General features: G+C 58.1%; 18 protein-coding genes. 13 read left to right on the forward strand and 5 right to left on the reverse strand.

All coding sequences use genetic code 11. From position 1 onward, the window contains the following. Positions 1-18: 18 nt before the first annotated feature. From ACIGJE_RS33255 to ACIGJE_RS33265, 3 genes are all read right to left on the reverse strand, one after another. Complete coding sequence (locus ACIGJE_RS33255) at positions 19-792, reverse strand: 30S ribosomal protein S1 (protein WP_483681512.1); 774 nt, start codon at positions 790-792, stop codon at positions 19-21. 110 nt (positions 793-902) lie between these two features. Continuing rightward, the gene (locus ACIGJE_RS33260) at positions 903-1,433 is read right to left on the reverse strand and encodes a hypothetical protein (protein ID WP_483681514.1); all 531 of its coding nucleotides are present in this window, start codon (positions 1,431-1,433) and stop codon (positions 903-905) included. A gap of 7 nt (positions 1,434-1,440) precedes the next feature. Further along, complete coding sequence (locus tag ACIGJE_RS33265; RefSeq protein ID WP_483681516.1) at positions 1,441-1,875, reverse strand: hypothetical protein; 435 nt, start codon at positions 1,873-1,875, stop codon at positions 1,441-1,443. Positions 1,876-2,093: 218 nt separating this feature from the next. Here ACIGJE_RS33265 and ACIGJE_RS33270 point away from each other — a divergent pair, with 218 nt between their 5' ends. The 5 genes from ACIGJE_RS33270 (at position 2,094) to ACIGJE_RS33290 (ending at position 6,373) form a co-directional block, all read left to right on the forward strand. Next, on the forward strand, positions 2,094-2,981 hold the full coding sequence (locus ACIGJE_RS33270) for a LysR family transcriptional regulator (protein WP_483681518.1): 888 nt from the start codon (positions 2,094-2,096) through the stop codon (positions 2,979-2,981). Positions 2,982-3,194: 213 nt separating this feature from the next. Beyond that, positions 3,195-4,559: an FAD-binding protein gene (locus tag ACIGJE_RS33275; protein ID WP_483681520.1), complete on the forward strand. Its 1,365-nt coding sequence runs from the start codon at positions 3,195-3,197 to the stop codon at positions 4,557-4,559. A 39-nt stretch (positions 4,560-4,598) separates the two neighbouring features. Beyond that, on the forward strand, positions 4,599-5,177 hold the full coding sequence (locus ACIGJE_RS33280; RefSeq protein WP_483681522.1) for a hypothetical protein: 579 nt from the start codon (positions 4,599-4,601) through the stop codon (positions 5,175-5,177). A gap of 51 nt (positions 5,178-5,228) precedes the next feature. Beyond that, positions 5,229-6,080 (forward strand): hypothetical protein, encoded by an 852-nt coding sequence (locus ACIGJE_RS33285; protein WP_483681524.1) that lies wholly within the window; start codon positions 5,229-5,231, stop codon positions 6,078-6,080. Further along, complete coding sequence (locus ACIGJE_RS33290) at positions 6,077-6,373, forward strand: hypothetical protein (RefSeq protein ID WP_483681526.1); 297 nt, start codon at positions 6,077-6,079, stop codon at positions 6,371-6,373. The genes ACIGJE_RS33285 and ACIGJE_RS33290 overlap by 4 nt, the downstream gene beginning before the upstream one ends. 639 nt (positions 6,374-7,012) lie before the next feature. On the opposite strand, the gene groL is transcribed toward ACIGJE_RS33290, so the two are convergent. Next, a complete protein-coding gene (groL, locus tag ACIGJE_RS33295; RefSeq protein WP_483681528.1) occupies positions 7,013-8,641 on the reverse strand; it encodes a chaperonin GroEL in 1,629 nt (542 codons plus the stop codon). 55 nt (positions 8,642-8,696) lie between these two features. Continuing rightward, positions 8,697-9,011 carry a co-chaperone GroES gene (groES, locus tag ACIGJE_RS33300; RefSeq protein ID WP_483681530.1) on the reverse strand — a complete coding sequence of 105 codons (315 nt, stop codon included), beginning with the start codon at positions 9,009-9,011 and terminating at the stop codon, positions 8,697-8,699. Between the two features lie 424 nt (positions 9,012-9,435). On the opposite strand from groES, the gene ACIGJE_RS33305 reads away from it, so the two are divergent. The 8 genes from ACIGJE_RS33305 to ACIGJE_RS33340 all read left to right on the forward strand — a co-directional run bounded on the left by ACIGJE_RS33305 (position 9,436) and on the right by ACIGJE_RS33340 (position 13,560). Beyond that, entirely contained in the window at positions 9,436-9,912 is a 477-nt protein-coding gene (locus ACIGJE_RS33305) for an Hsp20 family protein (RefSeq protein WP_483681532.1), read from the forward strand. Between the two features lie 97 nt (positions 9,913-10,009). After that, positions 10,010-10,519, forward strand: a complete 510-nt coding sequence (locus ACIGJE_RS33310; RefSeq protein WP_483681786.1) for an Hsp20/alpha crystallin family protein — start codon at positions 10,010-10,012, stop codon at positions 10,517-10,519. Between the two features lie 96 nt (positions 10,520-10,615). Beyond that, positions 10,616-11,230, forward strand: coding sequence for a DUF982 domain-containing protein (locus tag ACIGJE_RS33315; protein ID WP_483681534.1), 615 nt, complete (start codon positions 10,616-10,618; stop codon positions 11,228-11,230). 28 nt (positions 11,231-11,258) lie between these two features. After that, a complete protein-coding gene (locus ACIGJE_RS33320) occupies positions 11,259-11,489 on the forward strand; it encodes a hypothetical protein (RefSeq protein WP_394315130.1) in 231 nt (76 codons plus the stop codon). A gap of 107 nt (positions 11,490-11,596) precedes the next feature. Further along, the gene (locus tag ACIGJE_RS33325) at positions 11,597-12,031 is read left to right on the forward strand and encodes a hypothetical protein (RefSeq protein ID WP_483681536.1); all 435 of its coding nucleotides are present in this window, start codon (positions 11,597-11,599) and stop codon (positions 12,029-12,031) included. Between the two features lie 230 nt (positions 12,032-12,261). Next, positions 12,262-12,717: an Hsp20 family protein gene (locus ACIGJE_RS33330; protein WP_483681538.1), complete on the forward strand. Its 456-nt coding sequence runs from the start codon at positions 12,262-12,264 to the stop codon at positions 12,715-12,717. 56 nt (positions 12,718-12,773) lie between these two features. Next, positions 12,774-13,121 carry a hypothetical protein gene (locus ACIGJE_RS33335; RefSeq protein WP_483681540.1) on the forward strand — a complete coding sequence of 116 codons (348 nt, stop codon included), beginning with the start codon at positions 12,774-12,776 and terminating at the stop codon, positions 13,119-13,121. 115 nt (positions 13,122-13,236) lie between these two features. Next, positions 13,237-13,560 carry a DUF982 domain-containing protein gene (locus tag ACIGJE_RS33340; RefSeq protein ID WP_483681542.1) on the forward strand — a complete coding sequence of 108 codons (324 nt, stop codon included), beginning with the start codon at positions 13,237-13,239 and terminating at the stop codon, positions 13,558-13,560. Positions 13,561-14,011 lie beyond the last annotated feature (451 nt).

Raw genomic sequence — 14,011 nt, forward strand, 5'->3', positions numbered from 1 at the left:
ACTCAGGTGGCCGCCGCGCTATCTTTCGCGGCGGGTGGGATTTGCCGAAAGCGAGATGCGGCGCTTGATAGCGTCGACTTCGAGGATCTGGACATCGATTTCTTGATCCAGGGACAACAAATCCGCTGTAGAGGGACCTTCCCGGGGTGACGCCATGTCGGACATATGAACGAGGCCCTCGATACCGGCCTCAAGTTCCACGAAGGCGCCATACTCCTGAATATCGACCACGCGCCCCTTGAAGTGACCACCAACCGGGAACTTGGCCTCGATTGCTTCCCACGGATCGTCGAGCAACTGCTTGATACCGATCCAAACGCGCTGGCCCTCGGGATCGATCTTGATGATCTTGACCTTGATCCGTTGCCCGACGTCAAGCGCTTCGCTCGGGTGCTTCACGCGCCGCCAGGAAATATCCGAGGAAGGCAGCAACGCGAAGACATGATCGCCAAGATCGACGAACGCGCCTTCATCGACAATGTTGTCCACCACGCCTTCGGTGACCTGGCCTTCCGCGAGTTGTCTCAACCGCTCAAAGCGAGCCGCCTCGAGCACAACCCGGCGCGACACAACGATGGTACCGTTCTCGCGGTCCATCTTCATGATCTGAAACGATTGCGGAGCATTCTTCAGCAGGGTCACATCAAGAAGGGGCCGGATATCAACCTGGGTGGCGGGTAAAAATGCGAAGACGCCGCCCAAGTTCACAGTGAAACCGCGATCGGTCTGGTCGAGGATCATGCCCTGAACATTTTCGTTGTCGTGCCACGCCTTCTCCAGGCGGTTCCACATCAGCTCCTCCTCAAAGATCTTTTGGGAGCCTCATCGACGGCTCGAGTTGGGTTTTGAGGCCGGGGGGGCAGAACTTCACGGTCATAAGTCCGCGATGCCGATGACTCCTATCAATCCGGGAGTTCGGTCCAGATTTCTTTTGCGAAGCCGCGTGTGTCTAACATCCAAGCCTCGCCGTCGACAACCGCTTTCCCACCGCGACAGACAAAGGAATAGGCTGAATCGTGACCGACCTGAGCGGCCGCGGGGGTTTTCCCGTCCTTGGCACCTTTGCAGGCTGCCGCAGCTCCGGGATTGTCTTTGGCGGTGTTGATCTTCACGCAGGGGAGGTTCGCTCCGATGAAGCAAACCATCACCTTGCCGTCCATGCAGCGATACTGAGCCTGGTTCTTGAGCTCCGATTCGTCCACTGCGCCCTTTCGGTCCGGACTATCCTTCATGTAGACCTTGACCGTCTCTTCGAAGAGGTCGTGAGTGTATTCGCGGATCGCGTCGTCGTTGCGCACCTGGCGGCAATATTGGTGCAGATCCTTGCCTGCTGTCGCTGTCGGTTTTTTGGCGGCAAGAGGCAAGGTAAGGGCGACGAGCAGCATGGACGCGCAAAGCCCGCCGAGCGTCGAAAATCGGAAGGTGATCATCATTACCTCCTCATCTCTGACATCGATGGAAAGTTTCGACCGTCGGAGCGTTCCAGGAAAAACCGACAAGCTTCAAGGAGAGAATATTATTCTCTCGGCTCAGTTCTATCGTTCCTTTCGAAGCCGGAATTCCGCCCTTGGAGCAAGTTGCCGCGAAATGAAGAATATTGAGAGGTCCTTTACTTTGTATTTTTAATCGATCGCATCCGACTTCGTAAATTTCTAAACTATCTTTATAAATTTTAAGCAGGTTCAGATACGGATCAAGTTGTTCGCACGGGGCCCCCGTTGACCACCAATCGCCTTGAAATTCTTTTGGAACCTGTGCGATTGCCGTGGCCGGCAACACGATGACAGCTGAGAGCGTTGCGACCGCGTTCCGCCATCGAGTTCGGGCAGTGGCCTGATGGGTGCTGTAGGCGCGGTCGTGCTTGGTCAGGGTCAAGATGTCGCGTCCTCCATGCGCTCAAGCAATTTGGCAAATCCGGGCGACAGGTCGACACGGAATCGGAGACGGTCTCGAGAATGCAGGTCATCGCGGCATAGATGATCTGACATATCTCAGCGCCTGTCCGCCAATGCTACGATCTGGACGAAACCGGGACAATCCATCGATCTCGTGATACATTATACCGAGATATGAGAGGATTGGTGGGTAGTGCCATGGAGGACCTTGAGGCCTTTCTTGCCGTCATCGAGGCAGGCAGCCAGACGGCGGCGGCCCGTCGTCTCCGCCGTTCCCTGCAAGCGGTCAATCGCTCGCTCGCCGCACTCGAGCGCAAAATTGGGGTCGAGCTGGTGCGGCGAACGACAAGGCGGTCCTTCGCAACCGAGGCTGGCTTGGCGTTCTATCGCCGCGTGAAGCCGGCATTCACGGAGATCAGCGAGGCACAACTCGAGGCAGCGAACCGCCGCATCGAGCCGGCGGGACTGTTGAGGATCGCCGCGCCCGCCCACTTCGCCCCAGCCTTCGTCGTGCCGGCCGCCGCCGCGTTCATGCATCACTATCCAGGGATCGAGGTTGATCTCACGGCGTCGGATCACCCGATCGACGTGATTGGTAAAGACGTGGATCTGGCAGTGCGTATCAGGGAGTTGCCGGATTCTTCGCTGAAGGTACGGCGGCTGAGCGAGATTCGCATCGTGGCTTATGGCGCGCCCGGATATTTCGCGGGTCATGGTCGGCCACGACAACCTGTTGACCTCATGCAACACCAATGCGTCTTGCGCATCGCCGGCGATGGTGAAGTTGAAAATTGGCGCTTCAGGGTCGGACGCCAGATCAAAACGGTGGAGGTGAAGGGGCATTTTCGTACCGACAACACCGCCGCGGTCCATGCCGCCGTCCTCCAGGGGGTAGGCATCGGATACGGTCCTTTATGGCAGATCAGGGAGTTATTGGACAGCGGCGCTCTGGAAGTCGTGCTGGAAGAGTTCGAGCCGCCACGAATGCCGGTCCAGGCCGTCCTGCCGCCGAGCGGCATGGCACCTGCCAAGACCAGGCTGTTCGTCGATATGCTGGCCGAGAGGCTGAAGCACGAGCGGCTCTGAGAGCATCGGTCGATTATCCCGATTTTCGGGAATGTTTATTCCGCATGGCGTCGATTGTCTCAAAGAACAAGCGATCTCATTGTTGGGAAGGCGAGCCATCGAGTTCGCCACTTTTTCATCTGCGTTGAGGAGCGCCCGGTGACTCCCAACAGACGTACGCTGCTAAGCGCGACTGCCGGCATCACCGCGGCCTTGGCCTCTCGGACTGAGGGCGTGCCTACAACCGCTCAAGCCAGGCCTCATGATGCGCCATCCGTCGATGGCGAGTTCAGCATCGATACGAATGTTCGCGAAGCAGCTGCCCGCGATTTCGGAAACATCATTCACCGACAGCCGCGAGCCGTCCTTAAGCCAGCATTGAGTGCCGACATTGCCAGCCTCATGCGATGGGCTGGCGACCAGGGCGTCAAAGTCGCGGCACGCGGCCAGGGCCATTCGACGTACGGCCGCTCCCTGACTGAAGACGGCGTCGTGATAGACATGAGCACGGTCAGTACGATCCGAGATGTTCAGCCGGATCGTATCGTGGTCGATGCCGGCGCAACGTGGAATAGCGTGCTCGAAGCGACGCTGGCGCAAGGGCTCACGCCGCCGGTGCTGCCGAACTATCTCGGCCTCTCAGTGGGTGGGACGATAGCCGTGGGCGGAATCGGTGGTGCGTCGTCGCGCCATGGGATGCAGACAGACCAGATTCTCGAGATGGACGTCAGAACGGGCGATGGTCGGGAACTGAGGTGCTCGCCAAATTCGAATCCGGACCTGTTCGATGTTGCTCGCGGCGGACTGGCGCAGTGCGGCATCATCACGCGTGTTGCGCTGCGGTTGGTGCGTGCGCCAGAACGGGTTCGCCGGTTTCAACTGTTCTATCGGGATTTGGCGATGCTGACCGCGGACCAACGCCGTGCATTGGCCGAAGATCGCTTCGATCAGTTGCAGGGCGCGATTATTCCCGAACCGAACGGCGGCTGGCGATATCAGCTCGAGGGCGCCGTCTATCATGACGGCAATTTGGTTCCCAACGACGAGGCCCTGCTGGCGTCATTGTCGGATGACCGCAGTGCCGCGGCGATCACCGACCTGAGTTATCGTGACGATGCGCTCGCCTTCACCAAGCTCGAAGCTCTGCTGCGATCGAACGGTCATTGGTTCAATCCACAGCCGTGGCTCTTCACCTTTCTTCCTGGCAGTCGCGCAGAGCAGATTGCCGGTGAGATCCTTGGCGAACTGCCGGGTGCGGAAGTGGGATCTTTCGGACGGGTCACCTATTACCCGATGCACACGGGGAGGTTTCATACGCCGCTGGTGCGTTTGCCACACGAGGGCGTTATATTTCCGTTCAACATTATCTGCATTCCGTCGCAGAACGATGCCGCGAAGCTGGAGCAAGCGATTGCGCGGAACCGCGGGCTCTATGAACGCCTTCGCGGAGCCGGCGGTGTGCAATACCCGGTGGGCACTTTTCCGATGTCATCCGAGGACTGGAAAGTGCATTTCGGATCGAGATGGCCGGCGCTGTGTGAAGCCAAGCGCCATTACGATCCCAAGAATCTGCTTACCCCCGGCTACAACTTGTTTTGAGGAATTCGACGACTGCAGAAGCGAGGGAGGTCATCAACAGTGCGGAACGCGAACTCGGCCGTCGCAGCCAGCAATCCTCATCGTGCGAGAGGCCTGCTGGCGGCATCGCTGGCTGCATGGGGATTCTTTATGGTTCTAGCGACAGCGCTGCCGCTGCTCGCTAACGGCATGTTGTCATTGACTTCCAATGATACGGTTTGGCCCAGCGCCAGAGAGATTTTTGGCCCCGTCGGTTTTACGGCGGCAATCGGACTGCCGATCTCTTTGGTGATTTGTTTCGCGCTTGGCTATCCGGCCTGGAAATGGGCCAGCAGATACGGACTAACGTCCCGCTGGGATGCGATCAAGATTGGCGCTGCCGTTGGCGCCGCTTTTTGTCTTCTGATGGCGGTGGGCCTCCATGTCCTGGTCTACACGAATGGCGGCAGCTACTCGTATACTCAGGGCGGCATTGTGCTGACAAAAGACAGCCTGCCTACATCGCAAGGCATTCTTTTCGATCTCTTCCTCATGCTCTTCTACGCCGCAGATGGCGCAGTTGCGGGACTTGCCGCCTGGTTGGCGGGGGGGGACGTACATGACGCTCCTCGGCAACTGCCGCAGTTGGGACACCGATGACGGGCGCGACCACGTTGTCGGGATACCCGACAAGCGTCTTTTGGAGCATCAATGACACAGCAGAGCCCAATCGATCTTGCCCGCATCGAAGCGCTCCGGGGAAATGTCGGAACGGCGTTGCCAGTCCTTGCTCAGCACGCTGAAGCAGGCGACGATGGCGCTGCGGCTTCTGCGGCGGAGCTATCGGCCTATCTGTGGCGATGGGGCGACGTTATCGTTCAGGCTGCGCAGCTGATCGCTAATCCTTTCGCGGTCTATGCCGGCAACGTCTTTGACGAGCTGGTCCTGCTGCTGGGACGTGCGGGACGGGAGACGGGAGATTGGCGGGCAATCGCCCACGCGGCTGATGCTGCTTCACAGCGGGTCGAAGCGGATCTACAGACAAATCCCTGGGGCTTTCCGAAAACAAAGATTGAGGGAGCTCAAAGGCTTCTCCTCATACTTAGTCAACTCGGTGAATATGCGTTGAGAGAAGGGGGCATCGGGTTGCATGGCGACTGGAACATTTTTCGTCCGAAGGCTCAGATTCCGAGGCCTGATCTCTTCGACATCGCCATGAAATCGAAGTGGAATCGAGGCTGCTCGCCAGAGCGACGCCTCGTTTTCGCCTGCATGTACCATCTCGACGATGAGATGATCCGCTTGTTCGACCAGATGGGCGGCCAAGTCAGGTTCGATCACGCCGTGTCGATTGCGAAAGCGTTTCTGCGCCGGGGAGACCATGCTATGGCGTGGAGGACGGTGCGAGCCCATTGGGCGAAATGGTCGCCAGTCGACAGAGCCCAGACCACACCTCTCGTCTTCCTCATCGACGAGGATTTTGCCGGCCTGGTTACACAGGATCGGGCGATGGAACTCGTGCAAATGACCCGCGCCGAAATCCCGGTTAGGATATCAAGTTGAACCCAACGGTAATCCAAAGCTGGCCACTGTATGAAGCTATGCTCTATGGCCACTGGGTCGTTTATATCGTTGGTCTAATCTTAATGTTCAAATATGGGCATCCGATCGCAGGCGGATTCATCATTCTTTTAGCTGCGATCATGCCGCTCGCTGGGCAAGCATGGTTCACAGACTCGGAAGCACCGGGGCTCGCGTTTCTCCTCTTTTTCGAAGGCCCCCTGGCTGTCATTGTTTTCATCGTGGGTTTGGCGATCGGCCTGTCGAGATTCTACACTAACAGTTCTCGTTTTTAAGACATCTACAGCTGTCAGTCGGGTGATCTCTGCCAACAAAATCTTCCCCTACGAGGTGGGTGCGGTTCCAGCCGCCTGGTCGGGGGCTCTCGCCATCGGACACCGCCCACCCCGCCGAGCTTTTGGAACCACTCAGAAGCAGACGGAGGGAACCGCGCTTGACGTCCGCAAATGCCGGCGCTTGGTTCGAGATCAATTCGAACTCCATTATCCGTTGATACCACGCGTCAGCCTCCTCCACATCGTTCATGATGTGAATCGGCATCGCGGCAGGGCCCCAGTAGTGCCAAATATATCAACAAGTTGTGGTGCGATCGGCATGCGACCTACCCACCAATTCACATCGGACAGGAACGGGATGCTGTCGCCCGTAGCGTTCGAGAAGCAGCAGAAAATCTAACCCGAGGGTGTCTACGAAACTCGGGGCTGTTCAAAGCAATTCGAAATGCTCGCCTCGTGACCGCCTGGCGCGAGTGAACTTCGCGTCACTCCTCTGAGTTTGCGACAGAACCTCCTGGTCAGGTCCCGTTTGTTTGGCTCAGTAGATTAGAATCCTTTCCCCTCATCTCCGCCTCCCGGCAGCACTGGGTGCTGCACCGGCGTTAGGGGCCACTCCCCGTTCAGGAAGTGGCCTGCCGACTAAAAGTCCATGCCAGCACCAGCAGGCATGGCAGGAGCTGCCTCTTTCTTCGGTTTTTCGGCCACCATGGCCTCGGTGGTCACAAGCAGGCCGGCAACCGAGGCCGCATCCTGCAGAGCCGTGCGAACGACTTTGGCAGGATCGATCACCCCTTGCTCGAAAAGATTGCCATATTCGCCTGTCTGAGCGTTCCAGCCATGGGCGTATTCCGCGCTCTCCCTCAGCTTACCGACGATGAGCGAACCTTCCCATCCGGCATTTTCGGCGATCTGGCGTATCGGCGCCTCAACGGCCCGGCGGACGATGTCGATGCCGTATTTCTGGTCGGCATTGTCGGGCGTGAGCGCGTCGAGGGCCTTGGATGCCCGCAGCAAAGCCACACCGCCGCCCGGAAGAATGCCTTCTTCGACGGCCGCCCGAGTCGCATGCATGGCATCGTCCACACGATCCTTGCGTTCCTTGACCTCGACTTCCGTGGCGCCGCCAACGCGGATGACCGCGACGCCGCCCGCGAGCTTGGCCAGCCGCTCCTGCAGCTTTTCGCGGTCATAGTCCGAGGTCGTTTCCTCGATCTGGGCCCTGATCTGGGCAACGCGCCCGTCGATGTCGTTCCTGCCGCCCGCACCGTCGACGATGGTGGTGTTTTCCTTCTCGATCACCACCTTCTTGGCACGGCCGAGCATCTCGAGGGTCACGTTCTCCAGCTTGATGCCGAGATCCTCGCTAATCACCGTCCCGCCGGTAAGGATGGCAATGTCCTCCAGCATGGCCTTGCGCCGGTCGCCAAAGCCCGGAGCCTTGACCGCCGCAACCTTCAGACCGCCGCGTAGCTTGTTCACCACCAGCGTCGCCAAGGCCTCGCCCTCCACGTCTTCCGCGATGATGGCCAGGGGCTTGCCCGACTGCACGACCGCCTCCAGGATCGGCAACAGGGCCTGAAGGTTGCCCAGCTTCTTCTCGTGGATGAGGATGTAGGGATCTTCAAGCTCGACGCGCATCTTCTCCTGGTTGGTCACGAAGTAAGGGGAAAGATAGCCGCGGTCGAACTGCATGCCCTCGACCACTTCGAGCTCTGTCTCGGCGGTCTTGGCCTCCTCGACGGTGATGACGCCTTCATTGCCGACCTTCTGCATCGCTTCGGCCAGGAAGCGGCCGATCTCGGTGTCACCATTGGCCGAGATCGTGCCGACCTGGGCGATCTCGTCGTTCCTGGTGATCTTCTGCGCGTTGGCCTTCAGCTCGGCGACGACCGCATCGACGGCCTTGTCGATGCCGCGCTTGAGGTCCATGGGATTGATACCCGAGGCTACCGCCTTGGCGCCTTCCTTCACGATGGCCTGGGCGAGAACGGTCGCCGTGGTGGTGCCGTCGCCGGCCAGGTCGCTGGTCTTGGAGGCAACTTCGCGCACCATCTGGGCGCCCATGTTCTCGAACTTGTCGGCAAGTTCGATCTCCTTGGCGACGGTGACGCCGTCCTTGGTGATGCGGGGCGCTCCGAACGATTTTTCGATCACCACATTGCGGCCCTTCGGGCCGAGCGTGACCTTGACGGCATTGGCGAGAATGTCGACGCCGCGCAGCATTTTCTCACGTGCGTCAGTGGAGAATTTGACTTCCTTGGCAGCCATTGGATCTCTCCTGCAATAGGCAGCTATCGAAGACTGTGATGGGATGAAGAAGCCATCAGGCGGCCTTCTTCACGACGCCGGCGTTCTCGATCACGCCCAGCACATCGCTTTCCTTCATGATGAGAAGATCGTCACCGTCGATCTTGATCTCGGTGCCCGACCATTTGCCGAACAAAATGCGGTCTCCGACTTTCACGTCGAGTTCGACCAGCTTGCCGGCTTCATCCCGCGCGCCAGGGCCGACCGCGACGACCTCACCCTGCTGCGGCTTCTCCTTGGCCGTATCGGGAATGATGATACCGCCAGCCGTCTTTTCGTCGGCTTCGATGCGGCGGATCAGGACACGGTCATGCAATGGACGGAACGTCATATCGTTCTCCTTCGAGGACAAACAATTTTGAGTGTTCCACCGCTCCGATCCGGCGACCGGAGCGGGGCGCGCGACCCCGGCGGCGCCGCGCGCAAAATCAGTTGGTTGAAGGCCTTTTTGATTTCAAGAGAGTCATGGAAAATTTTTTAGCAATCGAATGTGACGAGTGATAACCCATTGATCGCACGGCCATAATGGGAAAGATGATCGCTTTCCGTCGCGTGAAAATTAGCGCTCGGGCACGACAGGAACCGGCATTCGCGCATACCGCAAAAATTGCTGCGGCGAGCCTCTTGAAATGCCACGAGCGTGGACTAACTCGTAGTTGCCGGTCGCCATTGAGGGGCCGGTGCTCCCCGCTCCACGGCAGTGCGGGAGCTTGGAACCAACCTTGTATCCATGTTGCTTTTAGGAGGATGTGGCTATGAGAACCACTCTCGACTTTACACCGTTTTTCCGGTCGAGCATCGGTTTTGACCGGATGCTGAACGCGCTCGAAGCGACGAGCCGTATCGAGACGGCCAATAACTGGCCACCCTACGACATTACCAAGACAGGCGAGGATGACTACCGCATCACCATGGCAGTAGCCGGATTCTCGCAAGACGAACTGGGCATCACCCAAGAGCGCAACGTCTTGATCGTGTCAGGCCAGAAGGCAAACGAGGACGCAGGCCAGTACCTGCATCGCGGCATTGCCGGACGTGCCTTTGCGCAACGCTTCGAGTTGGCTGATCACATCAAGGTCGTTGGCGCAAATCTCGACAAGGGCCTGCTGACGATTGATCTCAAGCGCGACCTTCCAGAAGAGATGAAGCCGCGCAGGATTGAAATCGCCGACTACGGCGTTCCACCCAAGGCCGAGTTTACGAAGATCCCAGCCGAGAAGCACGCGGCCTGAGGCGGCCAGGCAAGACGGTTCGAGCAAGGCGCCGGACCAAGATGTCCGGCGCTTATGCAAGCTTTTGGCAATCGAATGAACACAGAGGAGACAGATGATGAGTGTTCGTGATCTGATTCCCTGGGGTCGCAGCAATGGTGATCAACTGCCGGCCCTTTCTCGCGACGGCGACCGCGATCCGTTCCTGTCACTGCACCGGGAGGTGAACAAGCTGTTCGACGACGCCTTTCGTGGCTTTGACACCCGGTCGCCGGCTTTCGGCAGATTAGGTGCTTCCGGGGCGGGTTGGCCCAGCGTGGAGATTTCCGACAACGACAAGGAGATCAAGGTAACCGCCGAAGTGCCGGGGCTGTCGGAAAAGGATGTCGAAGTCTTCCTGAGCGAGGGCGTGCTGACATTGAAGGGTGAGAAGCATTCGGAGACCGAGGATAGGGAAAGGCAATTCTCCGAGCGTTTCTACGGTCAGTTCGAGCGGCGTATCCCCGTTGGCCTCGAGGTCGAGGAAGACAAGGTCAGTGCACGATTCAAGAATGGTGTGCTGACCATTACGCTACCCAAGACCGCGAAGGCGCAAACGCAGGTCAAGCGGATTGAGGTTAAGAGCTGAGCAGCGCAGGGGCGGCGGTATGAGCATGACTGCCGCCCCGCCGATCAACAGGAAGGAGCGGATTTGCTCTGAACTTAGCTTGGTTCAAGTCTGGCAATGAGCAAAGCATCATTTGAAAGACCCGTCGTCTTCATGCTTCGCCCAAACTTGCTGCAGCGGATTTCCAATGCAGCCGAAGCTTCCTATTTTCTCTTGCATCACTGGCCGCAAGCAAGAGGTCCGGCATATCTGGCCGCGCGCAACGCATGTTATCTTGCTGCCCTCGGTCGGATGAATGCCGATGACTGCCGCCAGGCCTTTGCTGGGGCCCTGGCCGAAGCGGGAATGTCGCATCTCGAAGAATTCAGCGAAAGCGAAGGCATCGGGCCGACGGTCAAGATGTCCGACCGCACGACGTCTAACCAGATCCGACTATTTGCCCACAAAAATCCCGACCTGGCCGGGGAACGCATAAGCCAGACCGGCAAAAAAGGGCACGCCTGGTTTGCGACTGGGACAATGGCCGGCGCGAGCTCGGCACCTCTGCGAGAGTTTTCACGCGATCTGACCACTCGGAAGCCAAGAGAGCTTTGCGGCCGACCCGCAAGCAACAACAGCCTGCGATCGGAAGCTGGCTTCAATGTGAACAAGATGGTTGAGCCCGAAGACGAGGAAAGGTTCAGAACGGTTCGGGGGACAACCGGTCAGAACTTGAGCCTTTCGTCTCGGTAGACTTCTGAACACGTGTAAGGAGGAGAATATGGTGAACATCGGTGATGTCGTTCGCGTCAAATCGGACGCAGTGTCGTCTTTGTCAGAAATGTTCAGCGCCGAAACAACTTACGAAGTGATCGCTTTGCATTTCGGCCCTGGCAACGATCCTGAGGGAAATGTGGATCTGCGACGTCCAGACGGCAAAATAGAGCCCTGGTTTCCAGCCTCACGCTTAGAACGCGTGTCTGAGCGGCATCGCGGTCAGCAGCAGCACTAGCGCCGATTTTGCGGCTGAGCGGCTGTGGGATTTGTCGGATCCGTCAAGCCGAGAAAACGGCGCATCCTTTTCCAAGTCGTTACTCCCTTGAGGAAGGTGGGAGCAAAATGAACGAAGCAAGCTCGCTGATCGACAAAACGAAACTTGAGGACCTGGTTCAACGAGTCAAACAGAGCGAGGGGCGTGATCCCAGGTTGGATTGCGAAATAGCGGCAGCGCTGCAGTATGTTCCGGATGCCCTGGTTGAATACACCAATGTCAGAGCTCATCCATCGTCGACGATCATCATGCTTTATGATTCACCGACGAAGGTGGAAACACCGACCTTTATTCCGATGCTAACCTCGTCCCTCGATGCCGTCGAAAAGCTGAGGGCATGGGGCAGGCCAAAATGGAAAATCGATGCGCTGCAGGCACGGAATGGTGAGTACATGGTTCGCGCAACGTCCGAATCCGGCGCCACAGTACAAGCCGCGGCCAATACCGAGGTGCGAGCCAGACTGGCGGCAGTCCTTCAAACATTTCAGCACGAAACGGATTGAGAGGGCACAATGCTGATCGATCATAACTGATGGCAGCCATGATGAGTGCAGAAATGGAGACCGATGTCGGGGCAAGGGTGTGCGTGAGAATTTTTTCTTCCGGCTCCCTTGAAAGGGATGTCATTCTTACCATCTCGTTGCCCGTCGGGTGCCCAATATGGGCCCGATGCAGACGTCAGCGGCGTCTGGCGCGCTGCTTATAACCATGTTGCTTTCACGAGGATGTGGCTATGAGAACTTACGACTTCACACCTTTTGCCCGATCGGCGATTGGGTTCGATCGCCTGTTCGACCTGCTGAATGCAGGCACCAGGGAGACAGTCGAAGGCTATCCCCCCTATGACATCATCCGGACCGGTGAAGACAGTTTCCGGATCAGCCTGGCCGTCGCTGGCTTTAAAGCGAGCGATATAGCTGTCACGACACAACAAAATCTTTTGATCATAGTCGGACGCAAGTCGGAGACCAAGAATGGCGCAGCTTACATCTATCACGGCATATCGGCCGCGCCCTTCGAACGTCGCTTCAATCTGGCCGATTATGTCGAGGTCGACAGCGCAAGGTTCGAAAACGGCTTGCTGCAAATCGATCTGACGCGGCGGATACCGGAGGCCATGAAGCCCCGCCGCATTGAGATCAGTTCCGCTGAAGCCGCCGATCAAAGTAGGCCAGCCAAGGCAGCTTGAATGCTATGACTAGAGGGGCGCTAATTTATCGCCCTCCGTCTACGGAGAATACTGTCATGGAAAAGCGAACACGACGAAACGAATTCGATGTTTCCCAACTTCTTAATCCCGGATCGGCCTTCGATCATCCAAGGGACATCATTGCCGATCCGGATCTGACGTTGAACGAAAAGCGGGCAATCCTGGCAGCATGGGCTTCGGACGCCTGCGCTTTGGAGGCGACTCCGAGCCTTCGGGAGATCCGCAAAGGGCGCGTTGTCCCCTTCGATGAGATCATGGATGCGCTTCGCGCGCTGGACAGCGATCGGCCGAATAGTGTGTCCCGCTACAATCGGACGGCGCGCAGGCGTCGAGCGGCCGGTGGTCGACATTCATCGGAGGGGGGTAGTCCGTCCTTGCAGTGAAGTCTCGGAGAGGCTTCATCGGAACGGATATAAGCCGAGTAGCTGGCCAGTACTCGTGCAGCCGGGTGCGCATTGAAGTATTGGCCAGGCTCAAGCAGTGACACAGAGGTAGACTATGAACAGTGGCCATTTCGACAAACCAGTTCGTTTCCTGCTGGACGCCGAGCATTGGATTGAAATTTGTGGTGTCATCGAAACGCTGGAGTTCATGCGCACGCGGTGGCCGGACGAGGGCGGTGATCTCTATGAACATGCTTTGGACGTGTGCCAAAAAGCCATGTCCAATCTCAGGACCGCCGAAGCAGCGAGATTTGCATTCGTCGACGCTCTGTCGGAGGCCGGCTTTCTGATCGTTCGCGATTTCGAGCACCTGCATATGCTGGCCGACCAGCCCGGTACATTGGGCCACAATCCTGTGATCGGCGGCCTGGCAACCTGATTGAAGCTGAACAGGATATTCTCGATGTAATCGCTTCGGTGGCATTTGGCTGATCCGCTTGATGTTAAGCCAGTGGAAATCCACCGCCTCCCGAGAGGCGTGAAGCCTCTGTCTCGCGCTCCGTCAGCCGTTTGACCTGGTCGCCCTTCATCCCGCCATATTCCGTGCACCGACGATAATAGGTCGCTGTGAGCCCCCCCTCGATCGGACCGCGCCAGCGGCTGTTTGCCCTGTGCGGTCAGCGCCTCGACCTGTCTGAGCTCGGTGAAGGTCGCCTCCCATTCACGACCCGTGAGCTGCTGGTGATCCGGTCCTGGGCGGCTTACGGGTTGGATAGCGTCTGCCTTCTTTCCCACTCTCGTCCAAAACGGAACCATCGCGATCTGCGAGTGCCGCTTTCTCGACAACGCATCAATCGTAGCCGCGTTCGCCTCACCGGAGGCCGTCCCGT

This window comes from Labrys sp. E2SS-1L, from assembly GCF_057073705.1.